This is a genomic window from Azospirillum sp. TSO22-1 (assembly GCF_003116015.1).
Lineage (GTDB): Bacteria > Pseudomonadota > Alphaproteobacteria > Azospirillales > Azospirillaceae > Azospirillum.
In genome coordinates, this window is record NZ_LGQZ01000064.1 from 24,921 (window position 1) to 44,338 (window position 19,418).

Consider the following 19,418-nt stretch of genomic DNA (forward strand, 5'->3'; position numbering starts at 1 on the left):
CACCGGTATGAGAGGGGGCGTACCCTCGAATGTTCTTTGTGCCTAGGGCGCGATTACGATTGCATCGGGTGCTGTCGACAGGCATTGTTGTTCAGCCCATCCATAGCGGCTGCGGCATCTTTTTACGTTTTACGAGACCCCGATGTACGATCGTCCCCAGCGCGGTGGTTTCCGCGCTTCTGCTCCCGAGATCACCCAGCGCAACATCACCGCCACTGTGAAGTGGTACAACCCGGAGAAGGGCTTCGGCTTTGTGACGCCGGAGGACGGCTCGCCGGACGCCTTCCTGCACGCTTCGGCCGTGCAGTTCGCCGGTCACGACTCGCTGCCCGAGGGCACGACCGTCGTGTGCGACCTGTCGCGCGGCCCGAAGGGCCCGCAGGTCGCCGCCCTGCACTCGGTCGATAAGTCGACCGCGCAGGAGCGTCCGTCGCGTGGCGGCGGCGGTGGCGGCTACGGCGACCGTCCGTCGCGTGGCGGCGGCTACGGCGGCGGCGGCTACGACCGCTACGGCGACCAGGGCGGCGGCGGCGAAGTCGTCGACGGCACGGTGAAGTGGTTCAACGTGACCAAGGGCTTCGGCTTCATCGCTCCGGACAACGGCGGCAAGGACGTCTTCGTGCACGTCAAGGCGGTCGAGCGGTCCGGCCTGAGCGGCCTGCAGGACGGTGAGCGCGTGCGCATCACCGTGCGTCAGGGCCAGAAGGGCCCCGAGGCCGAGCGCATCGAACTCGCCTAATTCGGCGGTCTCGAGAACGTGCCGGGTCCGCTTCGGCGGGCCCGGCATCTCGCGTTTCTACTCCTTGTCGGCGCGGTCCGTGACAAGCGGGCGCAGCGCGTCGACCAGTGCCGCCGTTCCGGCGAGCAGCGGTGCGCCGCCGGAAAAGTCCGGGCGCAGCTGGTAGGGCGCCGCCGCGCCGCCGGCTTCCTCCACCAGCAGAATTCCCGCCAGCACGTCCCAGGGCAGCAGGTACGGGTCCCAGGTCGCGTCCAGGCGCCCGCAAGCGACGTGCGCCAGCTGCAGGGCCGCGGTCAGCAGGTTGCGCGTCTGCGCACCGGCCTCGATCACCGCCGTGAACGGCTCCAGGAACACGTGCGGCGCGTGGCGTGGCGAGTGGCCGACGCCGATCACCGCCTTGTCCAGTTGCGCGCAGCCGGACACCCGGATCGACTCGCCGTTCAGGAAGGCACCGCCGCCGCGCCGGGCGGTGTACAGCTCGTCGGTGTTGGGGTCGTAGATGATGCCCAACTCGGTGCGGCCGTCCACCATCAGTGCCAGCACCACGCCGAACCAGGGCAGGCCGCGCAGGAAGTTCTGCGTGCCGTCGATGGGATCGACCACCCACACCCGCGCCGCCGCCAGCCCGCCGGCCTCCTCGCCGACCACCGCGTCCTCCGGGAACAGGGCGGACAGGCGGGCGCGAATCAACTCCTCCACCGCGCGGTCGGCGACGCTGACGAGGTCCTGCGGACCCTTGACCTCGACGGTCAGGTCGGCGCGGCGCTCGAAGTAGCGGCGGGCCAGGCGGCCGGCCTCGCGCGCCACCGCGGCGCCGGCGGCGAGGCGGCGGTCGAGGTCTGTGTCGTGGGGCATCCTGGTCGCCATTCCTTCTTCCCGTCGCGGTCGGTTTGTCCCGGCCATGATGCGCCAGAGCGGGGGCGAGCGGTAGGCCGCGTCGCCTGATCGGGCGGCGGCAATACTCGACGGATTTGCTGAGGTATTTCGGCTTACGTGCGACAAACCGTCCAGTGCGATCTTGACCGAAGTCAAGGTTGGGGCGGTTGGGCGGCGCCCATAGTCCCTCAAGCCTAAGCGTGTCGGTGGAGCCATCGGCACAACCTGGGCGACGAATCACGGTACGAGAAACGGGGTCAACGCGGCCTGCACCCGAAAGGGGCGCGGGCCGCGAACGGGAGAGTTTCGCCCATGGGCGCGGTCAGTCGGTTCAACTTCCTGCGCGGACGGTTCCGGGGCGATCCCGACGCCGTGCGTCCGCCATGGACGACCGACGCGTTCGCCGACGACTGCGACCGCTGCGGCCGGTGCGAGCGCGCCTGCCCCGAGAAGATCATCACGCAGGACCGCGCCGGCTACCCCAGCGTCGATTTCGCGGCCGGGTCCTGCACGTTCTGCAGCGCCTGCGTCGACGCCTGCCCCACCGGCGCGCTGGTGCGCGACGGGGAGCGGGCGCCGTGGGGCCTGAAGGCGGACATCGGCGCCGGCTGCCTGTCGGTCAACGGCGTGGACTGCCGGGTGTGCGGCGACCATTGCGAGGCGCGGGCGATCCGCTTCCGCCCGCTGGGGCGGGGGCGCTGGCTGCCGGAGATCACGGGCGCCTCGTGCACAGGCTGCGGCGCCTGCGTCGGTCCGTGCCCGGTCAAGGCGATTTCGGTCCGCCCGAACCAAGAGATGCACCAGGACGAGAGGGAGGTCGCGGCATGCGGCTGACGCGCTTCATCGACCGGGAGGCGGCAGCCCCGCCGGCCGGTCACAACGTCTGCGGCGTGCTGGTCCACGCCGTGCCGGAGCGGCTCGAAGCCGCCAAGCGCGGCTTGGCGGCGCTGCCCGGCGTCGAGATCCACCAGGAGGTGGCGGACGGCCGCCTCGTGGTCACCGTCGAGGACGCCGACGGCGTCCCGGCGTCGCTCACTCTGAGCCAATTCCCCGCGATCGAAGGCGTCGTGTCGGCGGCCTTGGTCTACCACCACTGCGAGACGGACGACCTGTCTGAGGAGATGCCCTCATGAAGTTCACCAGGCGAGATTTCGTTAAGGCCAATGCGGTGGCGGCGACCGCCGCGGTGGCCGGGCTGCCCGTCTCGACGGCGGTCGCTCAGCCGACCGGCCGTCTTCCGGACGACATCCGCTGGGACAAGGGCGCGTGCCGGTTCTGCGGCACCGGCTGCGGCGTGCTGATCGGCGTCAAGGGCGACAAGGTGGTCGCCACCCAGGGCGACCCCGACGCGCCGGTCAACCGCGGCCTGAACTGCATCAAGGGCTACTTCCTCTCCAAGATCATGTACGGCGAGGACCGCCTGACCAAGCCGCTGCTGCGCAAGAAGAACGGCGTGTTCGACAAGAACGGCGAGTTCACGCCGGTCTCGTGGGACGAGGCGTTCGACATCATGGCGCAGAAGTGGAAGGCGTCGCTGAAGAAGAACGGCCCGTCCTCCATCGGCATGTTCGGCTCCGGCCAGTGGACGATCATGGAGGGCTACGCGGCCGTCAAGCTGATGAAGGCCGGCCTGCGCTCCAACAACATCGACCCGAACGCCCGGCACTGCATGGCGTCCGCCGTGGTCGGCTTCATGCGCACCTTCGGCATCGACGAGCCGATGGGCTGCTACGACGACATCGACAACGCCGACGCCTTCGTGCTCTGGGGCTCGAACATGGCGGAGATGCACCCGATCCTGTGGTCGCGCATCACCGACCGCCGCCTGAGCCACAAGGACTGCAAGGTGTCCGTGCTCTCGACCTTCGAGCACCGGTCCTACGAGCTGGCCGACCTGCCGATCATCTTCAAGCCGCAGTCGGACCTGGCGATCCTCAACTTCATCGCCAACCACATCATCCAGACCGGCCGGGTGAACGAGGCGTTCGTCGCCAAGCACACCAACTTCAAGAAGGGCGTGACCGACATCGGCTACGGCCTGCGCCCGAACCACCCGCTGGAGAAGGACGCCAAGGACGCCGCCGACCCGAACAAGTCGTCGCCGATCAGCTTCGACGAGTTCAAGCAGTTCGTGTCGGAGTACACGGCCGAGAAGACCAGCCAGATCTCCGGCGTGCCGGTCGATCAGCTGAAGGCGCTGGCCGAGCTGTACGCCGACCCGAAGGTCAAGGTGATGTCGCTGTGGACCATGGGGTTCAACCAGCACACCCGCGGCACCTGGGCCAACAACCTCGTCTACAACATCCATCTGCTGACCGGTAAGATCTCCGAGCCGGGCAACAGCCCGTTCTCGCTGACCGGCCAGCCCTCCGCCTGCGGCACCGCGCGCGAGGTCGGCACCTTCGCCCACCGCCTGCCGGCCGATCTGGTGGTGACCAACCCCGAGCACCGCAAGACGGCCGAGACGATCTGGAAGGTGCCGGAAGGCACCGTGCCGGAGAAGATCGGCTTCCACGCCGTGCTGCAGAGCCGCATGCTCAAGGACGGCAAGCTGAACTGCTACTGGACGCTCTGCACCAACAACATGCAGGCCGGCCCGAACATCAACGACGAGATCTATCCGGGCTGGCGCAACCCCGACAACTTCGTGGTGGTGTCCGACCCGTACCCGACCGTCTCCGCCATGGCGGCCGACCTGATCCTGCCCACCGCCATGTGGATGGAGAAGGAGGGCGGCTACGGCAACGCCGAGCGCCGCACCCAGGTGTGGCGCCAGCAGGTCAACGCGCCGGGCGAGGCGAAGTCCGATCTCTGGCAGCTCATGGAGTTCGCCAAGCGCTTCACCACCGACGAGGTGTGGCCGGCGGAACTGCTGGACAAGAACCCCGAGTTCAAGGGCAAGACCCTGTTCGAGGTGCTGTACCAGAACGGTCAGGTGAACAAGTTCGGCCTGGACCAGCTGCAGCCGGGCTTCGAGAACACCGAGTCCAAGCACTTCGGCTTCTACGTGCAGAAGGGGCTGTTCGAGGAGTACGCCGGATTCGGCCGCGGCCACGGCCACGACCTCGCCGACTACGGGGTGTACCACAAGGCCCGCGGCCTGCGCTGGCCGGTGGTGGACAACAAGGAGACGCTGTGGCGCTTCCGCGAGGGCTACGACCCGTACGTCAAGGCGGGCGAGGGCGTGAAGTTCTACGGCAACAAGGACGGCAAGGCGAACATCTTCGCGCTGCCCTACCAGCCGCCTGCCGAGAGCCCGGACGCCGAGTACGACATGTGGCTGGTGACGGGGCGCGTGCTGGAGCACTGGCACACCGGCTCGATGACCCGGCGCGTGCCGGAGCTGCACAAGGCGGTGCCCAACGCGGTGGTCTTCATGCACCCCGAGGACGCCAAGGCGCGCGGCCTGCGCCGCGGCCTGCCGGTGAAGCTGCAGACCCGCCGCGGCGAGCTGCTCACCCGCGTCGAGACGCAGGGCCGCAACAAGCCGCCGAAGGGCGTGGTGTTCATCCCGTTCTTCGACGAGAGCCAGTTGGTCAACAAGCTGACGCTCGACGCCACCTGCCCGCTCTCCAAGGAGACGGACTTCAAGAAGTGCGCCGTCAAGGTGGTGAAGGCGTAGGAACCCGGGACGCCCTCCCCCTGCTCCGCAGGGGGAGGGAAGGGGCCCAGGCGAAGCCTGGGAAGGGTGGGGGCAGCGGCCTCCCCGACACGCCGCTGCCCCCACCCTGACCCTCCCCCGCCGGAGGCAGGGGAGGGAAACAGAGGACATTCGCAATGGCATCGGACAAACCAGCCGTGGACCGCCGCAGGTTCCTCGCCGACGCCGCCCGCGGGGCGTGCGGGGCGGGGTTCCTGGCGCTGCTGCTCGGCTGGGCGGCGGCACCGTCGCGGACCCTGGCGGCGACCGCCCTGCGTCCGCCCGGCGCGCTGCCGGAGTCCGAGTTCCTGTCCGCCTGCGTGCGCTGCGGGCTGTGCGTGCGCGACTGCCCGTACGACACGCTGAGGCTCGCCGACCTGGGCGCCGCCGCCACCGCCGGCACGCCGTACTTCGACGCCCGCAAGGTGCCGTGCGAGATGTGCGAGGACATCCCCTGCGTCGTCGCGTGCCCGACCGGCGCGCTCGACAAGAGGCTGAAGGACATCGACAAGGCGCGCATGGGCAGCGCCGTGCTGGTCGGGCACGAGACCTGCCTGAACGTGCTGGGGCTGCGCTGCGACGTCTGCTACCGGGTCTGCCCGCTGATCGACAAGGCGATCCGGCTGGAGACGCGGCACAACGAACGCACCGGCCGGCACGCCCACCTGATCCCGGTGGTGAATACCGACGCCTGCACCGGCTGCGGCAAGTGCGAGCACGCCTGCGTGCTGGAGGAGGCCGCCATCAAGGTGCTGCCCGCCGCGCTGGCGAAGGGCCGCATCGGCGCGCACTACGGGCTGGGCTGGGAGGAGAAGGCCCGGCACGGCGACAAGCCGTTCGTCGAGGGCATCATCGACCTGCCCGACCGCGGCTACACCCCGCCCGAGCTACCCCGCGCCCCTGGCCGGGAGTTCCGGCCATGAGCGCGCGTCGTCGGCCGGGGCCCGCGGCGATCCGGGCGAAGGGATGGTTCGCCGCGCACCGCTGGCTGCTCGCCCGCCGCGCCGCGCAGCTGGGCTTCCTGGCGCTGTTCCTCGGCGGCCCGCTGCTCGGCGTGTGGATCGTCAAGGGGACGCTGGCGACCAGCCTGACGCTCGGCGTGCTGCCGTTGAGCGACCCGTTCATCGTGTTGCAGTCGCTGGTCGCGCGCCATGTGCCGGAGACGGCGGCGCTGCTCGGCGCCGCGATCGTGCTGGCGGCGTACGCGCTGCTGCGCGGGCGGCTGTTCTGCGCCTGGGTGTGCCCGGTCAACGTCGTCACCGACGGCGCCGCGGCGCTGCGCCGCCGGCTCGGCTGGCGCGACGGCGTGCGGCTCGACCGGCGGCTGCGCCTCGTGGTGCTGGCCGGCGCGCTGCTGGCCTCCGCCGTGGGCGGCAGCATCGCGTGGGAGCTGGTCAACCCGGTCACCATGACGCACCGCGCGCTGGTCTTCGGGTCTTCGCTGACCTGGGGGCTCGCCTGGAGCGTGGTGGCGGCCGTCTTCCTGTTCGATCTGGCGGTGGCGCCGCGCGGCTGGTGCGGCGCGCTGTGCCCGGTCGGCGCCTTCTACGGACTGATCGGCCGTTGGGGCCGGGTGCGGGTCGGCGCGCCGCGCCGCGCCGCCTGCGACCACTGCCAGGACTGCTTTGCGGTTTGCCCCGAGCCGCACGTCATCACCCCGTCGCTGAAGAACCCCGACAGCGACCTCATCCTTTCCCGCGACTGCACGGCCTGCGGCCGCTGCGTCGATGTATGCCCGCAGAGCGTGTTCGTCCTCGGCGTCGGCCGGCAAGGTCCGGCCGCCGGAGCGGCACCCCTTCGTCAAGGAGACCTACCGTGAAGACTGGACTGAAGCTCATTGCCGCGGCGGTCGGCCTGGTGCTGGTGGCCGCCACCCTCATGCCCGGCTCGCTGCGGGCCGGCGACGTGCGTTCGCTGCGCGGCGAACTCGCCATCGAGGAGAACAACGCCGCCCCCGAGGTGCACGCCGTGCGCGAGGGCAAGCCGCTCGACCGCGCCTATCGCCAGCAGCCGCCGCTGATCCCGCACAAGGTCGACCGCTACGAGATCGACCTGAAGGTCAACCAGTGCCTGCGCTGCCACGACTGGCCGAACAACACCCGCGAGAACGCGCCGAAGGTCAGCGAGACGCACTACCAGGACCGCCAGGGCAACCGGCTGGACCAGATCGCCGGCACCCGCTGGTTCTGCACGCAGTGCCACGTGCCGCAGACCGACGCGCTGCCGCTGGTCGAGAACCGCTTCACGCCGGCCAACGCGGCGCGCTGAGGAGACCCAGGCCATGACCACCGAAACCATCGCCGGCCGCCGGCCCGGTGCGCTCCGCCGCCTGTGGGCCACCCTGTGGCGCCCGTCCGCGCGCTATTCGCTGGCCGGGCTGCTGCTGGTCGGCGTCGTCGCCGGCATCGTCTTCTGGGGCGGCTTCAACTGGGCCATGGAGATGACCAACCGCGAGGAGTTCTGCGTCTCCTGCCACGAGATGAAGAACAACGTCTACGCGGAGTACACCGGCAGCATCCACGACTCGAACCGCACCGGCGTCCGCGCCACCTGCCCCGACTGCCACGTGCCGAAGGAGTGGGTCCACAAGATCGTGCGCAAGATCCAGGCGTCGAACGAGGTGCTGCACTGGGCGCTGGGCTCGATCAACACCCGCGAGAAGTTCGAGGAACAGCGCCCGCGGCTGGCCAACAACGTCTGGACCAGCATGAAGAAGACGGACTCGCGCGAGTGCCGCAACTGCCACAACTTCCAGACCATGGACGTGACGCAGCAGCGCAGCCGGGCGCGTGACCGCCACCTGAACGGCGCGCTGCAGGGCCAGACCTGCATCGACTGCCACAAGGGCATCGCCCACCAGCTTCCGGCCGGAGCGCTGGAGGCCGAGCAGAAGCTGAACGAGAGCTTCAAGAAGCACTGACCGGTTGACGCGTCAGGCCCCCTTCCCGCGAGGGAAGGGGGCTTTTCGTTGCGTGCGCGGCGTGGCGCGAAACGGTTTGCTCCCCGGTGCGCATTCTCTTTATCGTCATCCCCGCGAAGGCGGGAGCTTTGCCAATCCCTCCCCCAGCCCCGCTGGGGGAGGAAGGGGCCCGCGCCGCAGGCGTGGGAAGGTGGGGGCAACGGCGTACGCGGCAGGCGTTGATTCTCGTGCGCGCCGCTGCCCCCACCTTCCCGCTCTTCGAGCGGGTCCCTCCCTCCCCCTGCGGGGCAGGGGGAGGGTGTGCAACGGCCGCGCTTCGCGGGGATGACGATAAGAAGGACCGCCGATGGACCCCATGACGCCCCGTCAGAGCGAGATCCTGGCGCTGGCGCGCGCGTCCGGCCGGGTGCTGGTGGACGACCTGGCCCAGCACTTCGCGGTCACCCCGCAGACCATCCGCAAGGACCTCAACGGCCTGTGCGAGCGCCGGCTGCTCCAGCGCGTGCACGGCGGCGCCATTGCCGGCTCGGGCGTCGAGAACCTCGGCTACGAGGCGCGCCGGCAGATCGCCCACGACGAGAAGCGCCGGATCGGCGAGCGCGCGGCGTCGCTGATCGCCGACGGCTCGTCGCTGTTCATCAACATCGGCACGACCACCGAGGAGGTGGCGCGGGCGCTGCAAGGCCGCTCCGATCTCGTGGTCATCACCAACAACATCAACGTCGCCAACCGCCTGCGCCCGGAGCCGCACATCGAGGTGATCGTCGCCGGCGGCGTGGTGCGGCGCGCGGACGGCGGCATCGTCGGCGAGGCGACCACCGACTTCTTCAACCAGTTCAAGGTGGACTACGCCATCGTCGGCGCCTCGGCCATCGACGAGGACGGCGACCTGCTCGACTACGACTACCGCGAGGTGCGGGTCAGCCAGGCGATCATCGCCAACGCCCGCCACGTCATCCTGGTCGCCGACCGCTCGAAGCTGGAGCGCACCGCGCCCGTGCGCATCGGCCACATCTCGCAGGTCCACACCTTCGTCACCGACACGCTGCCCTCGGACCGCCTCGCCGCGGTCTGCCGCGAGGCCGGTGTGCGGGTGGAGGAGGTGATGCCCGGAGAAGCCCTCGGAGATGCCGACGCGCCGGAGGCGTAGGGCCCGGCCATGCGGCGGGCGCAAGGCCCTTGCACCTCAGGAGAGCGTGACAAACCGGCGTTGCGGCGCGATCTTGCCCTCCCTGTCCCCGTCCGCCGGAGTTCCTCCCGCGTGTTCGCCCCCGAGCCGATCCGCTACACCGACCTGACGCCCGAGGGCGTGCCCGCCTCGCCCTGGCGCTTCCTATGGGCGTTCGTGCGCCGCCGCTTCCTCGGGCGGGTGATTCTGCTCAATGTCACCGCGGCCGGCGGCATCGGGCTGATGGTGATGGAGCCGGTGGCGCTGAAGGCGCTGGTGGACGCGCTGTCGGCCGGCCGCGGCTGGGAGGGCGGGGCGCTGTTCTGGTTCCTGGCGCTGGGCGGGCTGTGGGTCGGCTCGGCGCTGTTCAACCGGGCGCGCGAGGTGACCGACATTTTCACCTCGCCGTCGCTGCGCTTCGAGATCCAGTCCTACCTGTTCTCCTACCTGTCCGAGCACTCGCCGCGCTATTTCCAGGAGAACTTCGCCGGCAGCCTCGGCCAGAAGGTCAAGCAGGCGGGGCAGAGCGCGCTGCAGCTGGTCGACATCCTGACCAACGACATCATCCGCATCGTCATCGTGCTGTCGGTCAGCCTCTACCTGCTGGGGGCGGCGCACGGTTTCTTCGCGGTGCTGCTGGTGGGATGGACGGCGGTCCAGCTCGCCATGTCGGCGGGGCTGGCCAGGCGCTGCATGGTGCTGTCGAAGGCGTTCTCCGAGCAGGTTTCGGCCTCCACCGGTCACATGGTGGACGTGATATCCAACATCGAACTGGTGCGCGCCTTCGTCCGCCGCGAGCACGAGCACGGCCGTCTGTCCGAGGCGCTGGGGCAGGAGGCCGAGCGCTCCAACGCGCTGCGCTGGTTCCTGGTGAAGCAGTGGTTCATCCTGTTCAACGCGCTGCTGGTGTTCCAGATCGCGCTGATCGGCATCGCCGTGTCGGAGGCGATGGCCGGCCGCATGACGGTGGGCGACTTCGCCATGGTGTTCTCGCTGGCCAGCGTCGTCGGCAACAACGTGTGGAGCCTGTCCACCCGCATGCTCGGGTTCTTCGAGAACCTCGGCAACCTGTCCGGCGCCCTGTCGGTGATCGTCCGCCCGCACGAGGTGGTGGACCGTCAGCACGCCCGGCCGCTGGAGGTCGAGGCCGGCGCCATCGACGTCCGCGGCGTGCGCTTCGCCCACGGCGACGGCACGCCGGTGTTCGACAACCTCGCCCTCGCCATCCGTCCGGGCGAGAAGGTGGCGCTGGTCGGCCCCTCGGGCGCCGGCAAGAGCACGCTGGTCAAGCTGCTGCGCCGCCAGTACGACCCGCTGGCCGGCCGCGTCCTGATCGACGGGCAGGACATCGCCGAAGTGACGCTGGATTCGCTGAACGCCGCGGTGGCCGAGGTGCCGCAGGCGCCGGCGCTGTTCCACCGCACCATCCGCGACAACATCGCCTACGCCGTCCCCGACGCGACGGAGGAGTCGGTGCTCGACGCCGCGCGCAAGGCGCACTGCCACGAATTCATCCTGCAGCGCCCGCAGAGCTATGACGCGGTGGTGGGCGAGCAGGGCATCCGCCTGTCCGGCGGCGAGCGCCAGCGCATCGCCATCGCCCGCGCGTTCCTGAAGGACGCGCCGATCCTGGTGCTGGACGAGGCGACCAGCGCTCTCGATTCCGAGACCGAGCACCTGATCCAGGACGCGCTGTGGGAGCTGTTCAAGGGCCGCACGGTGATCGCCATCGCGCACCGGCTGTCCACCATCACCGGGATGGACCGCATCCTCTACATGGAGCGCGGCCGCATCCTGGAGGCCGGCAGCCACGCCGAACTGCTGGCGCGCGGCGGCCGCTACGCCGAACTGTGGCGCCGGCAGGTCGGCGGCTTCCTGCCCAGCGAGGAGATGGACGTGGTGTGAACGCAAAAGCCCCTCCCCCCTCGCGGGGGAGGGGTTGGGGAGAGGGGGAAAGAAACGTGGCCGGCTTTGCCGGCGCCCCCCTCTCCCCAAACCCCTCTCCCTCAGGGGGAGAGGGGCTGCATTACTCCGCCGGCACCAGCCGGCCGCTGCGGATCAGCGACTCTTCCCAGTCCAGCGCGTTGCGGATGATCTGTTCCAGGTCGTCGTGCTTCGGCGCCCAGCCGACCGTCTTGCGCAGCAGGGTGGAGTCCGCCACCAGTTCCGGCGGGTCGCCGGCGCGGCGGCCGGCGATGTCCACCGGCAGCGGACGGCCGAGGACCTTTTCCATCGTCTCGATGATCTGCTTCACCGAGTAGCCCTTGCCGTAGCCGCAGTTGGCGATGAACGAGTCCGCCCCGCCCAGCAGGTGGGTCAGCGTCTGCTCGTGCGCCGCCACCAGGTCGGTGACGTGGATGTAGTCGCGGATGCAGGTGCCGTCCGGCGTCGGGTAGTCGTCGCCGAACACCGACATGCGCGGGCGCAGGCCGAGCGCCGTCTGGCAGGCGATTTTGATCAGGTGCGTGGCGACGCGCGACGACTGGCCGGCGCGGCCGGCCGGATCGGCGCCCGCCACGTTGAAGTAGCGCAGGCAGGCGTAGCGCAGCCCGTGCGCCGCCGAGGCGTCGGCCAGCATGCGCTCGGTCATCAGCTTGGAGGCGCCGTAGGGGTTGACCGGCTTGGTCGGCATGGTCTCGTCGATCGGCACGCGGTCGGGCGCGCCGTACACCGCGGCGGTCGAGGAGAACAGGAACGCCTTCACCCCGCCCTCGATGCAGGTGCGGACCAGCGCCATGCTGTTCATGGTGTTGTTGGCGTAGTAGTCGAGCGGCTTCTCCACCGATTCCGGCACCACGATCGACCCGGCGAAGTGCATCACCGCCGAAACGTCGAGGCCGCGCAGCACCTCCGCCACCGCGTTGCGGTCGCCGACGTCCGCCCGGACGAACACGGCGTCCGCGGGCACCGCCTCGCGGTGGCCGGTGGACAGGTCGTCCACCACGACGACCCGATAGCCGGCGTCGAGCAGGGCGAACGCCGCGTGGCTGCCGACGTAGCCGGCGCCCCCCGTCACGAGAACCGTTTCCTTACCCACTTACAACCTCCACGAACATCCGGCCCACACCTAGTGATTGGGGGGCGTCAGGTCAGTCTCACTTACCGGAATGATCCGGCGGTTAAGCCTTACGGGCAGGTGGGCTCCAACCGGAACCGCACCTCCGTCGTCTCGCCCGGCGCCAGCACCATGCCGCCGACCTGGGCGGTGCCGAGGTGCGTCAGGTTCGGCCAGTCGGTGCAGTTGCCGACCGGCTCCAGGCAGAAGAAGTCCTCATGCGCCGGCGTGTAGGCCACCAGGAAATCCAGCGGCGCGTCGGCGCTCAGGCGCAGCGCGGCGTTCCGCTCCGGCCAGCGTACGATGGCGGTGCGGTCCCAGCCGACGAAATTGTTGTCCATCTCCGCGTCGGCGACGCGCAGGCCGGTGGCCATCCGCTCGGTCTCCCGGGTGCGCTTCAGCGTCGTCGGCATCACCTCGGCGTCGGTGGCCCAGATGGCGTCGACGGTGGCGGTGATCGTCGTCTCCGGCGTGCGCGGCAGGTAGGGGTGATGGCCGAGGCCGAGCGGCATCGTCGTCCGGCCGGTGTTCGCCACCGCCATGCGCACCGTCAGCCCTGCCGGCGTCAGCTCGAAGATCTGCCGCGCCACGTAGGGGAAGGGCCAGGCGCCGCCGCTCCGCTCGCCCTCGTGCACGAAGGCCAGCGTCAGCATGGCCGGGCCGTGCTCGACCACCGTCCACGGGCGCTGCCAGGCGTCGCCGTGGATGGCGTGGCGCGAGGCGTGGTAGTTGGCGGGCAGCGCCACCTCGCGCCCCTCGAAGGTGAAGCGGCCGTCGCGGATGCGGTTGCAGTAGGGGATCAGCGGGAAGCTCGCCATGCCCAGCGGGTCGCGGGCGGCCAGCGCCTCGGGCGTGGCCGGGCGCAGCCAGTCGATCGGCCGGCCGCCGCTCACGCCCGCGAAGCGCGCGATGGAGCCGCCGACCTGCGGCGCCACGTCGAGCGTCAGGGTGCCGGCGGAGATCGTCACGACGTCGGGAGACCGCAGGGCGGTGGGGCTGGTCGGCATGCGCGGGGGATCCTCGGCAGGGGACGGGGCAGAGGCGGGCGACGCGCGCGAGTATCCCCGCACGGTGCCGCCGGGTCGACATCGCGTTGGGGGAAGCGGGGGCATGTCTCCGATTTGTCCCAGACCATTGGGATGGCGATTAGGTGCTACGCCGGAAGGCGTGCGCCGCGACGCAAACCTGCGGGCGAGAACCGCCCGCCGATGACCCGCCGGCCGTTGCCGGCCGCTGTGGAATCCCGGAAATCCAGGCGGATTCCCGGGGGACGCCACCACCGGTGGAGGAGCGTCCCCATCCCCTTGGGAAACGCGGGTTAACCCGCATCGGCACCGCCGCCAACGGGAACCCTTGGGAGTAACCGCTGTTCCCCGACGCCGTAAGCAAACGGCGAGGCGCGCGTTCGGTCTCGGCCGAAAAAGGCGAGGATCAACGGCTCAGAGAGGCCCGGGGTATGAAATACACCGAAAGCGAGGACCTGACCGTCGGCGGTGCCGTGCGGGCCTTCGACATGCTGGACGCATCGCGGCGCCCGCGCGACTTCGTCTGCTTCTCGCACCTGCGCTGGGGGTTCGTGCAGCAGCGCCCGCAGCACCTGATGACCCGCTTCGCCCGCGAATATCGCCTGTTCTTCGTCGAGGAGCCGGTCCCCACCGACGCCGCCGCGCCGTCCATCGACACCTACGGCACCGACGTGGGCATCACCCTGGTGGTGCCGCGCATCCCGCAGGGCATGGACGCGGAAGCGGCGCAGCGCAGCCTGCTCGAACGCTTCTTCGCCGAGCGCGGCATCGAGCGGCCGATCCTCTGGTACTACACGCCGATGAGCCTCGCGGTCTCCGACCACCTGCCGGCGGCGGCGGTGGTCTACGACTGCATGGACGAGCTGTCGGCCTTCCGCGGCGCCCCGCCGGACCTGATCGACCGCGAGCGCGCGCTGATGCGGCGCGCCGATCTGGTCTTCACCGGCGGCGTCAGCCTGTACGAGGCCAAGCGCGACCTGCACGGCAGCGTGCACGCCTTCCCCTCCAGCGTCGACGTCGCCCACTTCGCCCGGGCGCGCGGCGCGGTGGACGAGCCGGAGGACCAGGCCGGGCTGCCGCGCCCACGGCTGGGGTTCTTCGGGGTGATCGACGAGCGCTTCGACATCGACCTGCTGGCCGCCGCCGCGGCGCTGCGGCCGCAGTGGCAGTTCGTGATGCTCGGCCCGGTGGTGAAGATCGACCCGGCGACGCTGCCGCGGGCGGCGAACATCCACTATCCGGGCATGCGCGGCTACGCCGACCTGCCGCGCTACCTGTCCGGCTGGGACGTGGCGGTGATGCCGTTCGCCATGAACGAGTCCACCCGCTTCATCAGCCCGACCAAGACGCCGGAGTTCCTCGCCTCCGGCCGCCCGGTGGTCTCCACGCCGGTCCGCGACGTGGTGCGGACCTATGGGCACACCGGCCTCGTCCACATCGCCGCCACGCCGGACGCGTTCGTCGCCGCCTGCGGGAAGGCCCTGGCGGTGGACCGCACGTCGCCGGAGTGGCTGGCCCGGGTGGACGCGGTGCTGCGCGACATGTCCTGGGATTCGACCTGGGGCCGGATGAAAGGACTGATCGAATGCGTGATCTGAGCCGCACCGCCGCGCCGCCGCGGCCGGTGACGCGGGCCGGCTTCGACTACCTGATCGTCGGCGCCGGCTTCGCCGGGTCGGTGCTGGCCGAGCGGCTGGCGCGGGGCTTGGGCAAGCGCGTGATGATCATCGACCGCCGGCCGCACATCGGCGGCAACGCGTACGACCACTACGACGACGACGGGATCCTCATCCACCGCTACGGCCCGCACATCTTCCACACCAATTCACAGCCGGTGGCGGACTACCTCTCCCGCTTCACCAGGTGGCGGCCCTACGAGCACAAGGTGTTGGCGCATGTGGACAGGCGCCTCGTGCCGATCCCGATCAACCGCACCACCGTCAACACGCTGTACGGCCTGGACCTGGACGAGGCCGGGGTGGCCGAGTTCCTGAAGGCCAGGGCCGAGCCGGTGGCCGAGGTCCGCACCTCGGAGGACGTGGTGGTCGGCGCCGTCGGGCGGGAACTGTACGAGACGTTCTTCCGCGGCTACACCCGCAAGCAGTGGGGCCTCGACCCCTCGGAGCTGGACAAGGCGGTGACCGCGCGCGTGCCGACGCGCACCAACGACGACGACCGCTATTTCGGCGACAGCTTCCAGAACATGCCGCTGCACGGTTACACGCGCATGTTCGAGTCCATGCTGGACCACCCGAACATCAAGATCCTGCTGAACTGCGACTACCGCGAGGTGGCGCGCGAGATCCGGCATGAGAACCTGATCTTCACCGGCCCGGTGGACGAGTTCTTCGACTGCCGCTACGGCAAGCTGCCCTACCGCTCGCTCCGGTTCCGGCATGAGACGGTGGAGCGGGAAACCTTCCAGCCGGTGGCGGTGGTCAATTACCCGGCCGAGGACGTGCCCTACACCCGCATCACCGAGTACAAGCACCTCACCGGCCAGACCCACCCGAAGACCAGCCTGACCTACGAGTTCCCCTCGGCCGAGGGCGACCCGTACTACCCCGTGCCGAAGCCGGAGAACGCCGAGTTGTACCGCCGGTACCAGGCGTTGGCCGACGCCACGCCGAACGTGCACTTCGTCGGGCGGCTGGCGACCTACCGCTACTACAACATGGACCAGGTCGTCGCGCAGGCGCTGGCGCTCTACGGCCGCATCGCCAAGGCCGAGGCGGAGGGCCGCAGCCTGCACGAGGCGGCGGCGAAGCTGTCCGATCTGGCGCGCAGCGTCCCGGTGCAACGGACGCGGGTCAACGCGGCCGAGTAGGCGACGAAAACCATCCGGGGGGGGACATCGGATGCTCACGCCGACCTTGTTTCGGAGCCTGTTCCTTGGCGGCTTCGAATGCTCCACCCACCGGCGGCACGACGGCCGGCGCCTCGACCTGATCGCGGCGACCGGCCACGACCGCTGGGCGGCGGAGGACTACCGCGGCATGCTCCGCCACGGCATCCGCACCGTGCGCGACGGCGTGCGCTGGCACCTGATCGAGACGGCGCCCGGCCGCTACGACTGGTCCAGTTTTCTGCCGATGCTGCGCGCGGCGCGGGAGCTGGACGTGCAGGTGATCTGGGACCTCTGCCACTACGGCTTCCCGGACGGCATCGACGTCTGGCGCCCGCAGTTCGTCGACCGCTTCGCCCGCTTCGCCGGTGCGGTGGCGCGGCTGGTGCGCGAGGAAACCGACGCCGTGCCCTTCTTCTGCCCGGTCAACGAGATCGCCTACTGGTCCTGGGCCGGCGGCGACCGGGCGATGATGAACCCCAACGCCGAGGGGCGCGGCTGGGAGCTGAAGCACCAGCTGGTCCGCGCCGCCATCGCCGGGATCGAGGCGGTGCGCGACGCGGACCCGCGCGCCCGCTTCGTGCACGTCGATCCGGTGATCCACGTCGCGGCGCGGCCCGAGCGGCCGGAGGACCAAGGGGAGGCGGCGGCCTACACCCGCGCGCAGTACCAGTCCTGGGACATGACGGCGGGCGAGCTGTGGCCCGGTCTCGGCGGCCGGCCGGAGCTGCTGGACGTCATCGGCGTCAACCACTACTCCGACAACCAGTGGTTCCTCGGCGGCGGCACCATCGGGCGGGGCGACCCGCACCACAAGCCGTTCCGCGCCATCCTGGCCGACGTCTGGGAGCGCTTCGGCCGGCCGATCCTGGTGGCCGAGACCGGCGCCGAGGGCGACGCCCGCGTGCCCTGGCTGGAGTACGTCACCGGGGAGGTGCTGGCCGCCGTCGAGGCCGGCGTGCCGGTGGAGGGCATCTGCCTCTACCCGATCCTCGACTACCCCGGCTGGGCGAACGAGCGGCATTGCCCGGTCGGGCTGCTCGGCTACTGCGGCGAGGACGGCCAGCGCCCCGTGCACCGGCCGCTGGCCGAGGCGCTGCGGCGCCTGCAGCACCGCATCGAGACCCGGCGCCTCCAGACCCTTCGCGTCGCCTGATCCGCAACGAGGCCTTCGCCATGGATGCCGTTCCGACGCCCCGCGCCGCACCGTTCCCGCAACGGCCGATCCTCTTCTTCCTGCGTTATGTCCGCCGCTGGCCCTGGCATTTCGGCGGGCTGCTGGTGCTGGTCGTCGGCGCCGCCGGCTGTGCGGTCGCCGTGCAGTACGGCATGAAGCTGCTGGTCGACGCCATGGCGGCGCCGGAGCGCTCGGCCGCCGCCGTCTGGGGGCCGCTCACCATGTTCGTGGCGCTGATCGGCGTCGAGAACCTGCTGTGGCGCCTCGGCGGCTGGCTGGGCTGCCGGACCATCGTCGGGGTGGGAGTGGACATCCGCCTCGACCTGTTCACCCACCTGACCGGCCACCCCATGCGCTATTTCGCCGAGCACTTCGCCGGCTCGCTGGGCAACCGCATCACCGGCACGGCGGGGGCGGCGGGGGCGCTGATCGGCACCTTCACCTGGAACATCCTGCCGCCCGTCACCGACTTCATCGGCGCGGTCATCGTGCTGAGCATGGTGGACTGGCGGATGGCGGCGGCGCTGGTGGTGTTCACCGCCGTGGTCGCCGGCGGCATCGCCGTCATCGGCGTGCGCGGCCGGCCGCTGCACCGGACCTACGCCGACCGGGCCTCGTCCGTGGCCGGCGAGCTGGTGGACGTGGTGTCGAACGTCTGGGTGGTGCAGGCCTTCTCCGCCCGTGCGCGCGAGCGCCGGCGGCTGGCCGACCGGTTCGCCGCCGAGGCCGCGGCGCAGCGGCGCAGCTGGCTCTACCTGGAGAAGACCCGCGTCGTCCACGACCTCTGTCTGTGGGCGATGGCCGGCGGCATGCTGGTGTGGGCGGTGTTCTCCTGGACCGAGGGTCGCATCACCGCGGGCGACGTGGTGCTGGTCAGCGCCTTGACCTTCCGCATCCTGCACGGCTCGCGCGACCTCGCCTTCGCGCTGGTCGGCACGACGCAGCACTTCGGCGCCATCGCCGAGACGCTGCGGGTGATCGGCCAGCCGCACGCGGTGGCGGACGCGACGGGCGCGCCGCCGCTGATCGGGCTGGGCGGCGCCATCGGCGTCGAGCGGGTGGGGTTCGCCTATCCCGACGGCCGTCCGGTGTTCGAGGACTTCACCCTGCGCATCCCGGCCGGGCAGCGCATCGGCATCGTCGGGCCGTCGGGGGCCGGCAAGTCGACGCTGGTCGGCCTCGTGCAGCGCCTCGACGACGTGCAGGAGGGGCGGGTGCTGATCGACGGGCAGAGCGTGGCCGCCGTCACCCAGGACAGCCTGCGGGCGGCCATCGCCACGGTGCCGCAGGAGATCTCGCTGTTCCACCGCTCGGTTCTGGAGAACATCCGCTACGGCCGGCCGGACGCCACCGACAAGGAGGTGCGGCTGGCAGCGCGCGCGGCATATTGCGACGACTTCATTCGAGACCTGCCGCAGGGCTACGACACGCCGGTGGGGGAGCGCGGCGTCAAGCTGTCCGGCGGTCAGCGCCAGCGCATCGGCATCGCGCGGGCGTTCCTGAAGAACGCGCCCATCCTGATCCTGGACGAGGCGACCTCGGCGCTCGACACCGAGAGCGAGATCGAGATCCAGCGGGCGCTGAACGACCTGATGCGGGGGCGCACGGTGCTGGCGGTGGCGCACCGGCTGTCGACGCTGGCGGGCTTCGACCGCATCGTGGTGCTGGTGGACGGCCGCATCGTCGAGGACGGCCATCCCGCGGAGCTGCGCCGCCGCGGCGGCGCCTTCGAGACGCTGTGGCGGCTCCAGGCCGAGGGCTTCTCGGTGGACGAGGCGCTGGAGCGCGGATTGCGGGCGGCAGAGTAAATCGGTGAGTCCCTCCCCCTGCCCCGCAGGGGGAGGGAAGGGGCCCGCGCAGCGGGAAGGGTGGGGGCAGCGGCTTCACGGGTAGGCCGTCGCCCCCACCCAACCACCGGTCGCCCGCAAGTCGGGCGACCGCGCTCCGCCTACGATCGCCTTCGGCGCTCGTTG

17 protein-coding genes are annotated in these 19,418 nt (G+C 70.6%); 14 read left to right on the forward strand and 3 right to left on the reverse strand.

Annotation, left to right across the window (positions count from 1 at the left end):
• Positions 1–142: 142 nt before the first annotated feature.
• Complete coding sequence (locus tag TSO221_RS36835; protein WP_109119694.1) at positions 143–739, forward strand: cold-shock protein; 597 nt, start codon at positions 143–145, stop codon at positions 737–739.
• 57 nt (positions 740–796) lie between these two features.
• Here the strand turns inward: TSO221_RS36835 and TSO221_RS16960 are convergent, their stop codons facing one another.
• Positions 797–1,594 (reverse strand): inositol monophosphatase family protein, encoded by a 798-nt coding sequence (locus TSO221_RS16960; protein WP_109119711.1) that lies wholly within the window; start codon positions 1,592–1,594, stop codon positions 797–799.
• Between the two features lie 333 nt (positions 1,595–1,927).
• Between TSO221_RS16960 and napF the strand changes: the two genes are divergently transcribed.
• The 9 genes from napF (at position 1,928) to TSO221_RS17005 (ending at position 11,248) form a co-directional block, all read left to right on the forward strand.
• Positions 1,928–2,449, forward strand: coding sequence for a ferredoxin-type protein NapF (gene napF / locus TSO221_RS16965; RefSeq protein ID WP_109119695.1), 522 nt, complete (start codon positions 1,928–1,930; stop codon positions 2,447–2,449).
• Positions 2,440–2,748, forward strand: a complete 309-nt coding sequence (locus TSO221_RS16970; protein WP_109119696.1) for a chaperone NapD — start codon at positions 2,440–2,442, stop codon at positions 2,746–2,748. The genes napF and TSO221_RS16970 overlap by 10 nt, the downstream gene beginning before the upstream one ends.
• The gene (gene napA / locus TSO221_RS16975) at positions 2,745–5,237 is read left to right on the forward strand and encodes a nitrate reductase catalytic subunit NapA (protein WP_109119697.1); all 2,493 of its coding nucleotides are present in this window, start codon (positions 2,745–2,747) and stop codon (positions 5,235–5,237) included. The genes TSO221_RS16970 and napA overlap by 4 nt, the downstream gene beginning before the upstream one ends.
• 155 nt (positions 5,238–5,392) lie before the next feature.
• On the forward strand, positions 5,393–6,178 hold the full coding sequence (gene napG / locus TSO221_RS16980) for a ferredoxin-type protein NapG (protein WP_109119698.1): 786 nt from the start codon (positions 5,393–5,395) through the stop codon (positions 6,176–6,178).
• Entirely contained in the window at positions 6,175–7,074 is a 900-nt protein-coding gene (gene napH / locus TSO221_RS16985; protein WP_109119699.1) for a quinol dehydrogenase ferredoxin subunit NapH, read from the forward strand. Before napG ends, napH begins: the two co-directional genes overlap by 4 nt.
• Positions 7,071–7,523, forward strand: coding sequence for a nitrate reductase cytochrome c-type subunit (locus tag TSO221_RS16990; RefSeq protein ID WP_199229509.1), 453 nt, complete (start codon positions 7,071–7,073; stop codon positions 7,521–7,523). The genes napH and TSO221_RS16990 overlap by 4 nt, the downstream gene beginning before the upstream one ends.
• A 13-nt stretch (positions 7,524–7,536) precedes the next feature.
• On the forward strand, positions 7,537–8,175 hold the full coding sequence (locus tag TSO221_RS16995; protein WP_109119700.1) for a NapC/NirT family cytochrome c: 639 nt from the start codon (positions 7,537–7,539) through the stop codon (positions 8,173–8,175).
• A gap of 355 nt (positions 8,176–8,530) precedes the next feature.
• Entirely contained in the window at positions 8,531–9,325 is a 795-nt protein-coding gene (locus tag TSO221_RS17000) for a DeoR/GlpR family DNA-binding transcription regulator (RefSeq protein ID WP_348770270.1), read from the forward strand.
• 111 nt (positions 9,326–9,436) lie between these two features.
• On the forward strand, positions 9,437–11,248 hold the full coding sequence (locus TSO221_RS17005; RefSeq protein ID WP_247878092.1) for an ABC transporter ATP-binding protein: 1,812 nt from the start codon (positions 9,437–9,439) through the stop codon (positions 11,246–11,248).
• 121 nt (positions 11,249–11,369) lie between these two features.
• On the opposite strand, the gene galE is transcribed toward TSO221_RS17005, so the two are convergent.
• Both galE and TSO221_RS17015 read right to left on the reverse strand, forming a co-directional pair.
• Positions 11,370–12,359 (reverse strand): UDP-glucose 4-epimerase GalE, encoded by a 990-nt coding sequence (gene galE / locus TSO221_RS17010; protein ID WP_247878093.1) that lies wholly within the window; start codon positions 12,357–12,359, stop codon positions 11,370–11,372.
• Positions 12,360–12,469: 110 nt separating this feature from the next.
• Positions 12,470–13,405, reverse strand: a complete 936-nt coding sequence (locus TSO221_RS17015; protein ID WP_109119704.1) for an aldose 1-epimerase — start codon at positions 13,403–13,405, stop codon at positions 12,470–12,472.
• 449 nt (positions 13,406–13,854) lie between these two features.
• Between TSO221_RS17015 and TSO221_RS17020 the strand changes: the two genes are divergently transcribed.
• From TSO221_RS17020 to TSO221_RS17035, 4 genes are read left to right on the forward strand one after another with little or no spacing between them, the layout of a single operon-like run.
• Positions 13,855–15,021 (forward strand): glycosyltransferase family 1 protein, encoded by a 1,167-nt coding sequence (locus TSO221_RS17020; protein ID WP_109119705.1) that lies wholly within the window; start codon positions 13,855–13,857, stop codon positions 15,019–15,021.
• Complete coding sequence (gene glf / locus TSO221_RS17025; RefSeq protein WP_109119706.1) at positions 15,009–16,250, forward strand: UDP-galactopyranose mutase; 1,242 nt, start codon at positions 15,009–15,011, stop codon at positions 16,248–16,250. Before TSO221_RS17020 ends, glf begins: the two co-directional genes overlap by 13 nt.
• Before the next feature lie 31 nt (positions 16,251–16,281).
• Positions 16,282–17,424 carry a beta-glucosidase gene (locus tag TSO221_RS17030; protein WP_109119707.1) on the forward strand — a complete coding sequence of 381 codons (1,143 nt, stop codon included), beginning with the start codon at positions 16,282–16,284 and terminating at the stop codon, positions 17,422–17,424.
• 20 nt (positions 17,425–17,444) lie between these two features.
• Positions 17,445–19,253: an ABC transporter ATP-binding protein gene (locus TSO221_RS17035; protein WP_109119708.1), complete on the forward strand. Its 1,809-nt coding sequence runs from the start codon at positions 17,445–17,447 to the stop codon at positions 19,251–19,253.
• Positions 19,254–19,418 lie beyond the last annotated feature (165 nt).

Coding starts and splice junctions, on each gene's coding strand:
- glf (WP_109119706.1), top strand. CDS start 15,009: ATGCGTGATCTGAGCCGCACCGCCGCGCCGCCGCGGCCGGTGACGCGG.
- napH (WP_109119699.1), top strand. CDS start 6,175: ATGAGCGCGCGTCGTCGGCCGGGGCCCGCGGCGATCCGGGCGAAGGGA.
- napF (WP_109119695.1), top strand. CDS start 1,928: ATGGGCGCGGTCAGTCGGTTCAACTTCCTGCGCGGACGGTTCCGGGGC.
- TSO221_RS17000 (WP_348770270.1), top strand. CDS start 8,531: ATGACGCCCCGTCAGAGCGAGATCCTGGCGCTGGCGCGCGCGTCCGGC.
- TSO221_RS16970 (WP_109119696.1), top strand. CDS start 2,440: ATGCGGCTGACGCGCTTCATCGACCGGGAGGCGGCAGCCCCGCCGGCC.
- TSO221_RS17035 (WP_109119708.1), top strand. CDS start 17,445: ATGGATGCCGTTCCGACGCCCCGCGCCGCACCGTTCCCGCAACGGCCG.
- napG (WP_109119698.1), top strand. CDS start 5,393: ATGGCATCGGACAAACCAGCCGTGGACCGCCGCAGGTTCCTCGCCGAC.
- TSO221_RS16995 (WP_109119700.1), top strand. CDS start 7,537: ATGACCACCGAAACCATCGCCGGCCGCCGGCCCGGTGCGCTCCGCCGC.
- TSO221_RS36835 (WP_109119694.1), top strand. CDS start 143: ATGTACGATCGTCCCCAGCGCGGTGGTTTCCGCGCTTCTGCTCCCGAG.
- napA (WP_109119697.1), top strand. CDS start 2,745: ATGAAGTTCACCAGGCGAGATTTCGTTAAGGCCAATGCGGTGGCGGCG.
- TSO221_RS16960 (WP_109119711.1), bottom strand. CDS start 1,594: ATGCCCCACGACACAGACCTCGACCGCCGCCTCGCCGCCGGCGCCGCG.
- TSO221_RS17020 (WP_109119705.1), top strand. CDS start 13,855: ATGAAATACACCGAAAGCGAGGACCTGACCGTCGGCGGTGCCGTGCGG.
- TSO221_RS17015 (WP_109119704.1), bottom strand. CDS start 13,405: ATGCCGACCAGCCCCACCGCCCTGCGGTCTCCCGACGTCGTGACGATC.
- TSO221_RS17030 (WP_109119707.1), top strand. CDS start 16,282: ATGCTCACGCCGACCTTGTTTCGGAGCCTGTTCCTTGGCGGCTTCGAA.